9 protein-coding genes and 2 pseudogenes are annotated in these 14222 nt (G+C 70.6%); 8 read left to right on the top strand and 3 right to left on the bottom strand.

All coding sequences use genetic code 11. The features are described from left to right. Positions 1-108: 108 nt before the first annotated feature. Positions 109-213, bottom strand: a pseudogene (locus ABTY04_RS41120) (cation:proton antiporter regulatory subunit); the annotation flags it as partial. A 601-nt stretch (positions 214-814) separates the two neighbouring features. On the opposite strand from ABTY04_RS41120, the gene ABTY04_RS10410 reads away from it, so the two are divergent. Next, the gene (locus ABTY04_RS10410; protein WP_352212938.1) at positions 815-2554 is read left to right on the top strand and encodes a sensor histidine kinase; all 1740 of its coding nucleotides are present in this window, start codon (positions 815-817) and stop codon (positions 2552-2554) included. A gap of 192 nt (positions 2555-2746) precedes the next feature. Here ABTY04_RS10410 and ABTY04_RS10405 read toward each other — a convergent pair. Further along, positions 2747-4043 (bottom strand): annotated as a pseudogene (locus tag ABTY04_RS10405) (nitrate/nitrite transporter). 287 nt (positions 4044-4330) lie between these two features. Here ABTY04_RS10405 and ABTY04_RS10400 point away from each other — a divergent pair. The 6 genes from ABTY04_RS10400 (at position 4331) to ABTY04_RS10375 (ending at position 12338) form a co-directional block, all read left to right on the top strand. Further along, the gene (locus ABTY04_RS10400) at positions 4331-4753 is read left to right on the top strand and encodes a pyridoxamine 5'-phosphate oxidase family protein (RefSeq protein WP_352212937.1); all 423 of its coding nucleotides are present in this window, start codon (positions 4331-4333) and stop codon (positions 4751-4753) included. A gap of 289 nt (positions 4754-5042) precedes the next feature. Next, the gene (locus ABTY04_RS10395; RefSeq protein ID WP_352212936.1) at positions 5043-8741 is read left to right on the top strand and encodes a nitrate reductase subunit alpha; all 3699 of its coding nucleotides are present in this window, start codon (positions 5043-5045) and stop codon (positions 8739-8741) included. 1 nt (position 8742) lies between these two features. After that, positions 8743-10287 carry a nitrate reductase subunit beta gene (narH, locus tag ABTY04_RS10390; protein WP_352212935.1) on the top strand — a complete coding sequence of 515 codons (1545 nt, stop codon included), beginning with the start codon at positions 8743-8745 and terminating at the stop codon, positions 10285-10287. Continuing rightward, a complete protein-coding gene (gene narJ, locus ABTY04_RS10385; protein WP_352212934.1) occupies positions 10284-11078 on the top strand; it encodes a nitrate reductase molybdenum cofactor assembly chaperone in 795 nt (264 codons plus the stop codon). Before narH ends, narJ begins: the two co-directional genes overlap by 4 nt. Continuing rightward, positions 11075-11848: a respiratory nitrate reductase subunit gamma gene (gene narI / locus ABTY04_RS10380; RefSeq protein WP_352212933.1), complete on the top strand. Its 774-nt coding sequence runs from the start codon at positions 11075-11077 to the stop codon at positions 11846-11848. The genes narJ and narI overlap by 4 nt, the downstream gene beginning before the upstream one ends. A gap of 19 nt (positions 11849-11867) precedes the next feature. Further along, positions 11868-12338 (top strand): hypothetical protein, encoded by a 471-nt coding sequence (locus ABTY04_RS10375; RefSeq protein ID WP_352212932.1) that lies wholly within the window; start codon positions 11868-11870, stop codon positions 12336-12338. A 381-nt stretch (positions 12339-12719) separates the two neighbouring features. Here ABTY04_RS10375 and ABTY04_RS10370 read toward each other — a convergent pair whose 3' ends face one another. Next, on the bottom strand, positions 12720-13685 hold the full coding sequence (locus ABTY04_RS10370) for a pirin family protein (protein ID WP_352212931.1): 966 nt from the start codon (positions 13683-13685) through the stop codon (positions 12720-12722). A 105-nt stretch (positions 13686-13790) separates the two neighbouring features. On the opposite strand from ABTY04_RS10370, the gene ABTY04_RS10365 reads away from it, so the two are divergent. Continuing rightward, positions 13791-14141 (top strand): tetratricopeptide repeat protein, encoded by a 351-nt coding sequence (locus tag ABTY04_RS10365; RefSeq protein WP_352212930.1) that lies wholly within the window; start codon positions 13791-13793, stop codon positions 14139-14141. The last annotated feature ends 81 nt before the right edge of the window (positions 14142-14222 follow it).

Here is a 14222-nt window from a genome sequence, read left to right as displayed (position 1 = left end):
CAGGCCGGGTACCTCGCGGGTGAGGTGGGCGAACCGTCCCACGATGCCCGGTGCTCCGAGGATCTCGGCGAGAGGGTCGGCCTCCTCGCCGGCGAGCCGGAGCACCGGCCGGGCTTCGTCGGGGCCGACACCCGGGTAGACGACCAGCTCGAAGTCGCCGGAGCGCTGGGCGACGAGTCCGATCCGGTCGCCCTCGTGGTTGACGAACAGCACCTTCCGGACCAGGCGGTGGCCCCTTGTCAGGAGGCCTGTTCGCAGGTCGCCGTGGAGCGGCGCCCGGTGCGCTCTCCGGATGCGCAACGCGTTGATCGACGCTGGCCGGGAGGCCCAGCCGATGGTGGTCGGCGCGGAGCCGGGGCGGCTTCACCGGCTTGCTGCTCGGCTCGGTCAACCAGGCACTGCTGCACCGCACGCACCGGCCCCGTCGCCGTCGTCCGCGGCACGGAGTGATCGTGTCCCCGGCAAACACCCCTGCACAGCCGCCTTTGCGGCGGCAGGCCGCCGAGGGGTGTTTCCGGCCTCGGCGTGGACCCGGCCGGGACCCGGTCTCGGCGGACGCCGAACAGCGGGCCGCTGCCTGCGGGGCCATGAGGCCGGCCGTGCCCGGCCGTCAGACCGCGATCATCAAGGACGCCATCGTCATCGCGGTCGTCCCGCTCATCAACGCCGCCATCGGCAGCACGGTGATCCGCACGGGTGTCGGAGGGCCGTAGGATCTTGGCTGCCGCGACGGCCGCATGTAACACATGCGTTCGGGCGATGACAGGGCCATCCGGGGCATGATGGGGTGGCACCTTTTCCGGAGGGAGCGGGGATGGCGGAGAGTCCGACACAGGGGCGGAAGGGCGTCCCGGCGGCGCCCCAACTACGGCTGGACGAGCTGCTGGAAGGCCTGCAGGCACAGGTGGAACAGGTCCGGGCGACACGCGACCGGGTGCACACGCTGCTGGACGCGGTTCTCTCCATCGGCACGGATCTGGATCTCGACGTGGTGCTGCGCCGGATCACCGAGTCCGCCGTGACACTGGTGGACGCCCAGTACGGGGCCCTGGGAGTGATCGGCGAAGAGGGGAAGATCCGGCAGTTCATCACGGTCGGCATGGATGAGGACACCATCGAGGCGATCGGTCACTATCCCGAGGGGCAGGGCATCCTCGGGCTGGTGATCCGCGAACCGGAGCCGCTACGCCTGGCCGACCTGGGCCGCCATCCCCACTCGGTGGGCTTCCCCGCGGGGCATCCGCCGATGACCACGTTCCTGGGGGCACCGGTGCGCGTGCGCGACCAGGTTTTCGGCAACCTGTACCTGACCGACAAGCGGGGTGGCGCGCAGTTCGACGAGGACGACGAGGCGGTGCTGCGCACACTCGCGGCCGCGGCCGGCGTCGCGATCGACAACGCCCGCCTGTACGAGGACACCCGGCGCCGGGAGCAGTGGCTGGCGGCAAGCAGCGATCTGACCCGCAGCTTGCTGTCGGGCACCGACCCGGACCGGGTCCTGCACCAGGTCGCCGCCACCGTCAGAAGGCTGTCCTGCGCTGATCTGGTAACGCTGGCGGTGCCGCTGGACGGCGGCGAGGAGCTGGTGATCGAGGCCGCCGAGGGCGACGGCGCTGAGCAGGTGCGCGGGCTGGTCCTGCCGGCCGCCACACTGGCCGCGAAAGTCTACCGTTCCAACCAGCGGATCGCCAGTGGTTCCCTGTCCGACGAGCCGCAGTCCGGGGGCGGCTCTGCGGCACGAATCGACCTGGGGCCGGGATTCCTGCTCCCGCTGGGCGGTGGCGAGGACGTGCGCGGGGTTCTGCAAGTCGCCAACCTGCCTGACGGCACAGAGTTCTCCGAGGCCACCATGGCCATGATCAGCGGGTTCGCCGACCAGGCCGCACTCGCCCTGGAGATCGCCGAGCACCGGCGCGAGGCCGAGCAGCTCATGGTCCTGAGCGACCGCGACCGCATCGCCCGCGACCTGCACGACCTGGCTATCCAACGGCTGTTCGCCTCCGGGCTCACCCTGAACTCGGTCCTCGGCCGCATCGCCGACCGGCCCCAAGTCGCCGAGCGTGTCCAGCGGGTCGTCGACGACCTCGACGACACCATCAAGACCGTGCGCGGCACGATCTACGCACTGCGCGAACGCGACCGCGCCGACGCCCGCGGTGGGCTGCGGGGAAAACTGCTGGCCGAGACCGACCAGGCCGCCGCCGTAGTCGGCTTCGCCCCCGCCCTGCGCATGACCGGCCTGCTGGACACCGACGTCCCCGCCGACCATGCCGAGCACCTGCTGGCAGTCCTGCGCGAAACCCTCTCGAACACCGCCCGGCACGCACACGCCACCGCCGTCGAGGTCACCGCCGAGACGGACGGCAGCCGGCTCCACCTGCGCGTCGCCGACAACGGCACCGGCATCGACCCGTCGGTCACCCGCCGCAGCGGCCTGGACAACCTCCGCCGACGCGCCACCGATCTCGGCGGCAGCTTCACCCTCACCCCGAACGAGCCCACCGGCACCATCGTGGAATGGACGGTGCCGCTCCCCACCCAAGCCGAAGTCTGAAGCCCGTACCGGGGCAGCCAGAGCGCTGAGGAAGGCGGCCTGCGGCATCGGACGAGAGGGCGGACGACCGGCTTCCGGCAGCAGGTGGGAGAGCAGCGGCTCGGTGGTCTCAGCGTGCGCCTGGCAGCCGCAGTACTCGCACACCGCCGTCTCTCCCTTCCTGTCCGGTTCGTGCCTGTCAGCTGCGTGGGGTCACACGGTGGTCTGTGGGGTGCGGTGCCGGCGTCCCCGGCCGGTGCGCGGAGCCCGGTGGCCATCGCGGACAGCGGAGCGGACAACGGTGAGGGTGCAGGCCAGCGCTGCTGTACCGACGACCGCGAGCAGTACGAGACCGGCCGCGTAGGTTCCGTACTCGCCGTAGAGGGAGCCCATCACCAGAGGCGGGAGAAAGCCGCCCAGGCCGCCCGCGGCGCCGACGGCACCGGTGACCGAGCCGACCTGGTTGGCGGGAGTGAGCAGGGCCACCAGGGCGAAGGCCGCTCCGCTGCAGGCGCCGAGTGCGGCGGCCATGGCCAGGAAGGCGATGGTGCCGACCGGGGCCAGGGGCGGGGTGAACGACTGGGCCACGGCGCCGGCCACGACCACGGCCAGCGAGCCGGCCAGCACCCGGACCGGGCCGATGCGGTCCGACAGCCAGCCTCCGATCGGACGCATCGCCACCGCCAGCAGCACGAACCCGGCCATGCGGTTCGCGGCGTCGGCCTGGGTCAGGCCATAGCCGGTCCTGAGGTAGGTGGGCAGGTAGACGGAGAAGGCGACGTAGCCACCGAACGCGACCGCGTACAACGCGGACGCCTGCCAGGTGATGCCGAGGCGGGCGGTCGCGGCCAGCCGGCGGGCCAGGGGCTCGGTCGGCACGGTGCGTCCGGGTGCGTCGCGCAGCAGCAGGGCGGCGGCCATGGCGTACGCGGCGAGCATCGCGGCGGTGATCAGGAACGGGGTCGCCATGCTGTCGGCGTCTACGAGCTTGACCGTGGTCAGGGCGCTGATGGCGGTGCCGCCCATGCCGGCGCCGAAGACGCCGATGGCCATGCCACGCCGCTCGGGCGGGAACCAGGCGTTGACGAGGGGCACGCCGACGGCGAAGGCGGTGCCGCCGATGCCGAGGAAGAACCCTCCGCTCAGCAGCGCGGGAAGGGAGGAGTGTCCGGCCAGGCCGAGGTAGAGCACCGGAATGATGGTGACGGCCGACACGATCGGGAACATGACCCGGGCCGCCGAACCGGTCGGTCAGCGCGCCGACCGGGATGCGGCCCAGGGAGCCGACCACGACGGGCACCGCCACCAGGAGCGACTGCTCGAATGACGACAGGTCGAGGCTGTCCTTGAACCGGGGACCGAGGGGGCTGAGCAGCGCCCACGCCCAGAAGTTCACGGCGAAACCGATCGTGGCCAGGGCCAGAATCAGCCACGCCTGGCGTGGTATTACCGGAGCACCTGACGGTGATCTGTCAGTCTTCGGCTTCAACGGCTGGACCATGTTGTCCATCTCTTTCCTCTGCGTGGTGTTGGGGCGCCACCGGGATCGCATACGCACGGCAGGGGCTCTTTGCCTGCCCAACGGCGTCCGGTGACCACTGTCCGCATCCGGGGCCACCGCCAGCACGGGCCATCAGTCCCTGTCGGGGGCCGGACAGGCCCGGATTCGGACCCGGGCAACAGGTTGCCAACGCGGCCGCGGCGAAACAGCGGCTGCAATCGGCGGTCCGGGAGCTGTGTGGGGGTAGGGCCGGTCGGCCCTACCCCCACACAGCTCCCGCGGGGGACGATGGACTGATGTTCCAGACGGACGGCTTTCGCGCACTCGACCGGCGGGAGTGCTTGCGCCTGCTGGCCAAGGTGCCGGTCGGCCGCGTGGTGTACACCCGACAGGCACTGCCCGCGGTCCTGCCCATCAACTTCTCCCTGGACACGGACGCCTCCGTGCTGCTGTACACCTCACCGGCCTCGGATCTCGTCCACGCCATCGACGGCGTCGTGGTCGCCTTCGAGGCGGACGAATTCGATGCGGCGACCCGGTCCGGCTGGAGTGTGGTCGTCACCGGGCGGGCCACGAGGGTGACCGATCCCGCCGAACACGAACGGTTGTCCCAGACCGACCCCAGCTCCTGGATGCCCTTGCGGGACGCGGTGTTCGTACGGATCGAGTCCGAGATGGTCACCGGCCGCGAACTCGGGGGAACGCCCGGCGCGCAGTGAGGCGCCCCGCGGCGAGCGCGGGGCAGGTGGCCAGCGGGGGCCATGGCCGGATGAACCGGACGTCCCCGCTGTCGGCCCCTTCCAAGGCTGTGATCACGGGGAGCCGACCGGGCCCTGCCACGACGTGGCCCTGTCGGCATCGCCCGCTGCCCTCTCCATCGCCCGGCCTCGGACCCGGCACCGGGACCATTGGTCCCTATTGCCAGCAGCAGCACGGGGCCGGTAGGCCATCTGCCAAGGACCACCAGCCCCGGGTGTCGGATGCCCTGCCCCGCCTAGCGTCCTGGCCATGGAGAACGATCAGAAGGCACGGCAGCGGAAGTCGCACGCCGCAGAAGGCTGGCCGCTGGCGGCCCGCAGGCTGCTCACGCGCAGCGAGGTATCTGCCGACGGGCGCGCCGTGTTCGGGGAGAACGAGGGCAAGTGGGAGGGCTTCTACCGGGACCGGTGGACGCACGACAGGGTGGTGCGCTCCACGCACGGGGTGAACTGCACCGGGTCCTGCTCGTGGATGGTGTACGTCAAGGACGGCATCATCACCTGGGAGCACCAGGCCACCGACTACCCGTCGATCGGTGCGGACTGCCCCGAGTACGAGCCGCGCGGCTGCCCCCGTGGAGCCTCGTTCTCCTGGTACACGTACTCCCCCGGCCGGGTGCGCTACCCGTACGTGCGAGGCGCACTGCTGAAGCTGTGGCGCGAGGCCCGTAAGCGGCTCGGTGACCCGGTGGCGGCCTGGGCCGAGATCACCTCCGATCCCGCCAAGGCGCGGACGTACAAGCGGGCCCGTGGCAAGGGCGGGCTGGTACGTGCGGACTGGGACGAGGTGTCCGAGCTGATCGCCGCGGCCCAGGTGCACACCGTCAAGGCGTACGGTCCCGACCGTGTCGCGGGCTTCTCGCCGATCCCGGCGATGTCAATGGCGTCGTTCGCAGCGGGAGCGCGGTTCCACTCGCTGATCGGTGGCACCCTGCTGTCGTTCTACGACTGGTACGCGGACCTGCCGATCGCCTCGCCGCAGGTCTTCGGTGACCAGACGGACGTCCCCGAGGCGGCGGACTGGTGGAACGCGGGCTATCTGATCATGTGGGGCTCGAACATCCCCGTGACCCGCACGCCCGATGCGCACTTCCTGACCGAGACCCGCTACAACGGCACCAAGGTGGTCGCCGTGAGCCCCGACTACGCCGACAACGTCAAGCACGCGGACGAGTGGCTGGCCCCGCACCCCGGTACGGACGGCGCGCTGGCGATGGCCATGGGGCACGTGATTCTGCGCGAGTTCCTGGTCGACCGTGAAGTGCCGTACTTCCAGGACTACCTGCGCGCGTTCACCGACGCGCCGTTCCTGGTGGCCCTGCGCGAGCACGACCGCGGTCTCGTCCCGGACGGGTTCCTGACCGCCGCCGACCTCGGCCACGACGAAGAGCACGCCGACTTCAAGACCGTCCTCCTCGACCGGGCCACCGGCGAGCTGGTGGTCCCCGGCGGCTCGCTCGGCTTCCGCTGGGGGGAGGCCGGGCAAGGCCGCTGGAACCTCGACCTGGACGGCGTCGTCCCGGAATTGAGCCTCATCGAACACGCCGATGACACCGTCGAGATCGCCCTGCCCCGTTTCGACGAGGGCGCCACGGAAGGCGGCTCGGTCATGGTGCGCGGCGTGCCGGTGCGCCGGATCGGCGGGCGCCTCGTCACCACCGTCTTCGACCTCATGCTCGCGCAGTACGGGGTGCAGCGCCCCGGTCTTCCGGGCAGCTGGCCCTCGTCCTACGAGGACGCCTGCGAGCCGTACACCCCGGCCTGGCAAGAGACGATCACCTCTGTCCCCGCCGAGCAGGCCGCCCGGATCGCCCGGGAGTTCGCCCGCAACGCCGAGCGCACGAACGGCCGGTCCATGATCGCGCTGGGCGCCGGCACCAACCACTGGTTCCACTCCGACACCATCTACCGCGCCTTCCTGGCGCTGACCACCATGACCGGCTGTCAGGGCGTCAACGGCGGCGGCTGGGCACATTACGTCGGCCAGGAAAAGGTCCGCCCGGTCACCGGACAGCAGCACCTGTCGTTCGCCTTCGACTGGCAGCGGCCCACCCGGCACATGGCCGGCACCTCCTACTGGTACCTGAACACCGACCAGTGGCGCTACGAGGCGTTCGGGCCCGATGAACTGGCCTCCCCACTCGGGGAAGGGCGATTCGCGGGCAAGGGGTTCGCCGACTGCCTGGCGCAGGCCGTGCGTCTGGGGTGGACGCCCGGCCACCCCGGCTTCAACCGCAACCCCCTCGATCTGACGGACGAAGCCGCGCGGGCGGGCCGGCCGGTCGCCGAGCACATCGTCGACGAGCTGAAGTCCGGGCGCCTGCGGTTCGCCGCCGAGGACCCCGACGACCCGGCCAACTTCCCCCGCGTGCTGACCGTGTGGCGGGCCAACCTGCTCGGCTCCTCCGGCAAGGGCAACGAGTACTTCCTGCGCCACCTGCTGGGCACCGACTCGACCGTCCGCTCCGAGGAGACCATGCCCGAGCACCGGCCGAAGGACGTGGTGTGGCGCGAGGAGGCACCCGAGGGCAAACTCGACCTGCTGGTCTGCATGGACTTCCGGATGACCTCCACCGGCCTGCTGGCCGACGTCGTCCTCCCGGCCGCGACCTGGTACGAGAAGGACGACCTGTCCAGCACGGACATGCACCCCTTCGTGCACGCCTTCACTCCCGCCATCGCCCCGCCCTGGCAAGCCCGCACCGACTACGACACCTTCCTCACCGTCGCCGACCGGTTCAGCGAACTGGCCGCCGAGCACCTCGGCACCCGTACCGACGTCCTCGCGGTGCCGCTGCTGCACGACACCCCTGACGAACTCGCCCAGCCCGGCGGGGTCGTACGGGACTGGAAGACCGGCGAGTGCGAACCGGTCCCCGGGAGGACCATGCCGAAGCTGGTCGTCATCGAACGGGACTACGCCGCGATCGCACAGAAGATGCGCGCCGTCGGTCCGCTGCTCGACACCCTGGGCACCACCACCAAGGGCATCACCGTCCACCCGAACCAGGAGATCGACGACCTCCGGCGCCGCAACGGCACCGTCAGGGACGGAGTCGCTGCCGGACGGCCCTCGCTCGCCACCGCGTCCCACATGTGCGAAGCGATCCTCGCCCTGTCCGGCACCACCAACGGACGCCTCGCCACCGAAGGCTTCAAGGAGCTCGAGCGGCAGACCGGCAGCGAGGGCCTGGTGGAGCTGGCCTCCGAGCGGGAGGCCGAGCGGATCACTTTCGCCGACACCCGTACCCAGCCCCGCTCCGTGATGACTTCCTACGAGTGGTCCGGCTCGGAGACCGGAGGCCGCCGCTACTCCCCCTTCGTCATCAACACCGAACACAAGAAGCCCTGGCACACGCTCACCGGACGCCAGCACTTCTTCGTCCAGCACGACTGGATGACGGAATTGGGCGAGCAACTCCCCGTGTACCGGCCATCGTTGAACACACCCAAGCACTACGGCGAGGAGCACCTCAACGACAATGGCCGCGCCGAGGTCACTGTCCGCTATCTGACCCCGCACTCGAAGTGGTCCATCCACTCGAACTACCAGGACAACAAGTACATGCTCGACCTGTCCCGCGGTGGGCCCACGATCTGGATGTCCGCCATCGACGCCGAGAAGATCGGGGTCAGGGACAACGAGTGGATCGAGGCGTACAACCGCAACGGCGTCGTCGCCGCCCGGGCCGTGGTCACCCACCGCATGCCGGAAGGCACGGTGTACATGTACCACGCCCAGGACCGCAATGTGAACGTGCCGAAGACCGAGGTCAGCGGCAAGCGGGGCGGCATCCACAACTCGCTGACCCGACTGCTGCTCAAGCCCACCCATCTAGCGGGCGGCTACGCACAGTTCACCTACGCCTTCAACTACTACGGCCCGACCGGCAACCAGCGCGACGAGGTCACCGTCATCCGCCGTCGCTCGCAGGATGTGGAGTACTGACATGCGCGTCATGGCACAGATGGCGATGGTGATGAACCTCGACAAGTGCATCGGCTGCCACACCTGCTCGGTCACCTGCAAGCAGACGTGGACCAACCGCACCGGCGTCGAGTACGCCTGGTTCAACAACGTCGAGACCAAGCCCGGTGTCGGATACCCCCGCCGCTACGAGGACCAGGAGCAGTGGAAGGGCGGCTGGATGCTCGACAAGCGCGGGCGTCTCGTCCTGCGCTCCGGCGGGAGGATCAAGCGGATTCTGTCCCTCTTCTCCAACCCCGACCTGCCGTCCATCGAGGACTACTACGAGCCGGTCACCTACGACTACGACAACCTCGTCAACGCCCCTGCCCAGAAGGACATCCCCGTCGCCCGCCCCCGCTCCGTCCTCACCGGCAAGGCCACCGCCATCACCTGGGGCGCCAACTGGGAGGACGGCCTCGGCGGCGCAACCGAGCACGCCGGCGGCGACCCCAACCTCACCGGGGAGTGGGCGCAGAAGGTCAAGTTCGAGTTCGAGCAGACCTTCCTCTTCCACCTGCCCCGCCTGTGCGAGCACTGCCTCAACCCGGCCTGCGTCTCGGCCTGCCCCTCGGGCGCGATGTACAAACGGTTCGAGGACGGCATCGTCCTGGTCGACCAGGACCGCTGCCGCGGCTGGCGGATGTGCGTGACGGCTTGCCCGTACAAGAAGGTGTACGTCAACCACGCCACCGGCAAGGCCGAGAAGTGCACCTTCTGCTTTCCCCGCATCGAGTCCGGCCAGCCCACCGTCTGCTCCGAGACCTGCGTGGGACGGCTGCGCTACCTCGGGCTGCTGCTGTACGACGCCGACCGCGTCGGCGAGGCCGCGGCCACCCCGGGCGAGAGGGACCTGCTTGGCGCTCAGCGCGACGTCTTCCTCGACCCGCACGACCCCGAAGTCCGTGCGGCCGCACGGGAGTCGGGCATCCCGGACGACTGGATGGACGCCGCCCGCCACTCCCCCGTGTACGACCTGGCCATGCGGTACAAGGTGGCGCTGCCGCTGCACCCGGAGTACCGGACCATGCCGATGGTCTGGTACGTGCCTCCCCTCTCCCCCGTCCTGGACGCCGTCGACGCGGCGGGTGGCAACCAGGACGACCCCGACCACGTCTTCGCCGCCGTCACCCGACTGCGCATCCCACTGGAATACCTGGCGGAACTGTTCACCGCAGGAGACACCGACGCCGTCGCCGGCGTGTTGATGAAGCTCACCGCGCTGCGCTCGTACATGCGCGAGCGCACGCTCGGCGAGGCCGGCGACGAGGCCGCGCTCAGGGCCGTCGGCCTCACCCACCGCGAAGCGGAGGACCTGCACCGACTGCTCGCCGTCGCCAAGTACGCCGACCGGTATGTCGTCCCGGCCGCGCACAAGGAAGACGCCGCCGCCCTGACCGCGATGGAGAACCGCTGCCCGGTCGGGTCCTCCGGCGAGCCGGCGGACGCCGGTGGCCGACATGTGATGCTCGGCATTCCCACCCTGCGCCGCCGTACGCCCGAAGCTCCCGCCGGAGGCCGACCGTGAGCCCGCTGCCCGCAACGATTCCCGCTCTCGTCCGCACCCGAGTCCGCGCGGCCGTGCGCCGCCCGTCCCGGCTCACGCCCGAGGAGGCAGCGGCACGCACCCTGCTGCTACGGCTGTGCTCGCTACTGTTGCAGTACCCGGACCCCGAACTCACCTCCGCCCGACCGACGTTGACGGCGACCGCAGAAGCGCTACCGGCCTCTCCCGCCGCCGGGCACCTGGCCGCCTTCACCGTGTGGTTCGCCGAGCAGGAGCCACAGGCGCTGGAGCGGCACTACGTCGAGATGTTCGACCTGCGCCGCAAGAGCAGCCTCTACCTCACCTACTACCTGCACGGTGACACCCGCCGCCGGGGCATGGCCTTGCTCACCTTGAACCAGCGCTACCAGGCCGCGGGCTGGGACACCGACGGGGGTGAGCTGCCCGACCACCTGCCGGTCGTGCTGGAGTTCGCCGCCCTCGTGGGCCCGGGTGGTGGCGAGGCACCGCTGCGCCTGCACCGGCGCGGGCTGGAACTGATCCACCGGGCGCTGGCCGACGCCGACTCCCCGTACCGGCAGGTCCTGGCTGCACTGCTCACCCTGCTGCCGCCGCCCACCGAGGCGGGCCGCGCGGCGGTGGAGCAGCTCGTCGCCGAGGGTCCGCCGAACGAGGAGGTCGGCCTCGATCCCTACGGGACCTACGGGGACGGGGAGTTCGCCCCGCCGGGCACCTTCGTGCCGCCGACACCCGCCCCGCCGAGCCGTGTTCCGCCCGCCTCGACGAGCATCCGTATGGAAGGCACTCGATGAACGTCTCCCTCGCCGCCGCGGCCGCCGCATCCGCACGTGGCGCCGATCTCCTGCTGTGGGTCGCCGTCCCCTACGTCTGTCTCGCTGTTTTCGCGGTCGGGCACGTCTGGCGCTATCGGCAGGACCAGTTCGGCTGGACCTCCCGCACCAGCCAGCTCCTCGAACACCGGTGGCTGCGCTTCGGCAGTCCGCTGTTCCACGTGGGCGCCTTCATGGTGATCGCCGGGCACGTCGTGGGTCTCGCCATCCCCGACTCGTGGACCGACACCGTCGGCATCACCGAGCACGCGTACCACACCACGGCCGTGTGGGCGGGCTCGGTCGCAGGCGTCGCCATGGTCGCGGGGCTGGGCATGCTGTGTGCCCGCCGCCTGCTGACCCGCCGCATCCGGCTCGGCACCGACCGCAGCGACAAACTCCTCTTCCCGCTGCTGTCCGCCACCGTCGTGCTGGGCATCACCGCCACTTCCGCCCACAACGTGTTCGGTGCCGGATACGACTACCGCTCGACTGTCTCCGTGTGGTTCCGCGGCCTGTTCGTCCTCCAGCCCCGGCCCGAGGCCGTCGCCGGGGCCCCACTGCTGTTCCAGTTGCACGCCCTGAGCGCCTTCCTGCTCTTCGCGGCCTGGCCGTTCACCCGGCTGGTTCACGTGTGGAGCGCGCCGATCGGATACCTGGCCCGCCCGTACCTGGTCTACCGGCGACGCGGCGCCCCGGCCGCGGCCCCGACAACCACGGGCCGGACCCAGTCGACCTCAGGCTTCGGGTGAGCCGCATGAGCCACGGTCCGTGCCGGCACCGGACGCGACGACCGTCTGGCGCCGGCACGCAGTCGGCGCGAACCACCGCACGGGACGGGTGGTGGTGACCACCGGCATCGACGACCCCTGCGAGCACGAGCACCCGGACCCGCTGTTCGTCCAGGTCGATTCAGGAACCGCGGGAGGTGTCGACCACGAGGGAGTGATGGGTGGCCACCCGCACGCATCCACCTGCCCAAGCGGACAGTCCTGGTGCAGGCGGTCGACGGCTCGGAGCAAGGGCTGGAACACGCGCTGTCCCTCGTTCAGCGCATCGAACGCGCAGACTACGCCTTCGAGCCTCGTGCTCCTGAAGGGCAACCCGCACGCCTGGCCCGCCGACCACCTCGATCTCCTGGCGGACCACACACCGGTCGGATTCTCCGACCGCATGGACGCGGTCACCCGGTTCCTCAAAGAGGGCGCTCCACTGGAACGTCCAGTTCCCACGGAGTCATAGGCCGCCGAGCGCTGCGGGCCCCTTTGTCAACTGTGCACAAGATCCGGGAGGCGCCCACACGCACACCCCGGTGACGGATCGCAGGCCTCGGCCGAAACCCGCATCGACGTCGCAGAAGGCGTCGGCGAGCGAGCCGCCGTCAGTGCCCTTCGCCGCCAAAACGGCTCAGCGCACCCCCGACCGAATCTAACTACTCGTCAGTAAAGTCAGCAAAAGGTCAGCATCCGTCCGACCAAACTCGGTTACACCCTGCAACATATGAGACCCGACCGCATGCGCCGGAGGTTCCCCCACCGCGTCGGACGACCTCCCTGCCGAGATGAAAAACGGAGGGCCGGGCACGAACACCACACCCGGCCCAGCCTCCTACAAAACAGCAGGTCAACGCACTCTTCCCCTGGGCTTCAGGTGGGCCGGGGGAAGCTCTGGGGCAGGAATCGGAGGGCCGTCGTAGCCCTTCACCTCGCCGAATCGCGTCCCGTTCATCCAGTCTTCGCGGGCCTGGGCGATATCATCGTGTGACCGTCCGATCCAGTTCCAGAACATCACGATCTCCTCCTCGAACGGCTCGCCGCCCAGCAGCATCAGGCCGGCGTCCGAAGCCGCGCGGAGGGGGAGTTCCGTGCGGCCGCAGCCGAGGTAGAGCATCGAGCCCGGGAGGACCGGGACGCCGTCCACGTGGGCCTCCCCCGACATCGACAGGACCGCGTACTCGAAGTCCGGGTCGAGCGGGAGCCTGGTCTCCGTGCCCGCCGCGAGGGCGAGGTCGGCGCCGACGATCGGGCTGTACGCCGTGCCCGGCGAGGTCGCCGTGTCCAGGGTGCCCAGGATGACCGTCGCGGTCAGGCCCGGGGCGGTCACGTGCGGGAGCTCCGCGTGGTGCTGGAAATGGGGTTCCACAAAGCGGTGGGCCTCCGGGAGGGCCACCCACAGCTGGGCCCCGTGCAGGATGCGGCCGTGCGAGCGGGGGCTCTCCTCGGAGTGGCTGATGCCGCGGCCGGAGGTCATCAGGCCGAGCTCGCGCGGGCGGATCGTCTCCAGGCTGCCGACGCTGTCCCGGTGCAGCACCTCGCCGTCGTGGAGCCAGCTCACGGTCTGGAGCCCGGAGTGGGGGTGCGGGGCGACCTGCATGCCGGGCTCGCCGGCGATGTCGTCCGGGCCGTAGTGGTCGACGAAGCACCAGGCGCCCACCATGCGGCGGCCCAGGTTCGGCAGGAGTCGGCGGACCTCGGTGGACTCCCCGAGCTTGACCGTGCGCGGGCTGAGGAGCTCGCGCACGGGCTCGGCCACGACGAAGCCGCGGCCGCCGCAGGCGGAGAGAGCGGGCTGGCGATCGAGATTGCTCATACCGCACAACTTAGTACCGCCCCCGGCGCCGCGTTCGGTGGAATGTGCGGCTCCCGTCACGTGTTGGAGAGGCGTATACAGCACCTGAACGGCGGAAGGGACGCGATGAACGCGCCGACGACGTACTTCGAGCACGGGACGGCAGCCGAGCGCTGGGCGCGCGCCCGGCTCTTCTTCGACGCGAAGGAGTACGCGACGGCCGCACGCATCCTGGACGCGCTGGCCGCCGAGGTCCCCGAGCAGCTGGCGCCCCGGCTGCTGCTGGCCCGCGCCTACTACCACTCCGCCCAGCTCTCCCGTGCCGAGCACGAGCTCCGCGCCATTCTGGAGCGCTGGCCGGTGGAGGACTACGCGCAGCTGATGCTGGGCCGGACGCTGGAGCGCCGGGGCCGGGCCGCCGAGGCGGCTCCGTACCTGCGGCTCGCCAGGGCCATGGCGGGTGAATTCCCCGAGTAGGCCCACGGAGGGCGGCGCCCCGCCCCGCGTGGACGCGGCGCCGCGGCGGTCACGACGCGGCGCCGCGTGCGGGGGCGGGCG

Source organism: Streptomyces sp. NPDC097981, assembly GCF_040302565.1.
Classification (GTDB): Bacteria; Actinomycetota; Actinomycetes; order Streptomycetales; family Streptomycetaceae; genus Streptomyces.
The sequence above is the reverse complement of the archived record's forward strand: the minus strand, read 5'-3'. Positions and strand labels throughout refer to the sequence as shown.

Bases quoted from the DNA above. Each gene is read 5' to 3' on its own strand.
- ABTY04_RS10410 (WP_352212938.1), top strand. From the start codon at position 815: ATGGCGGAGAGTCCGACACAGGGGCGGAAGGGCGTCCCGGCGGCGCCC.
- ABTY04_RS10365 (WP_352212930.1), top strand. From the start codon at position 13,791: ATGAACGCGCCGACGACGTACTTCGAGCACGGGACGGCAGCCGAGCGC.
- narI (WP_352212933.1), top strand. From the start codon at position 11,075: ATGAACGTCTCCCTCGCCGCCGCGGCCGCCGCATCCGCACGTGGCGCC.
- ABTY04_RS10400 (WP_352212937.1), top strand. From the start codon at position 4,331: ATGTTCCAGACGGACGGCTTTCGCGCACTCGACCGGCGGGAGTGCTTG.
- ABTY04_RS10395 (WP_352212936.1), top strand. From the start codon at position 5,043: ATGGAGAACGATCAGAAGGCACGGCAGCGGAAGTCGCACGCCGCAGAA.
- ABTY04_RS10370 (WP_352212931.1), bottom strand. From the start codon at position 13,685: ATGAGCAATCTCGATCGCCAGCCCGCTCTCTCCGCCTGCGGCGGCCGC.
- narH (WP_352212935.1), top strand. From the start codon at position 8,743: ATGCGCGTCATGGCACAGATGGCGATGGTGATGAACCTCGACAAGTGC.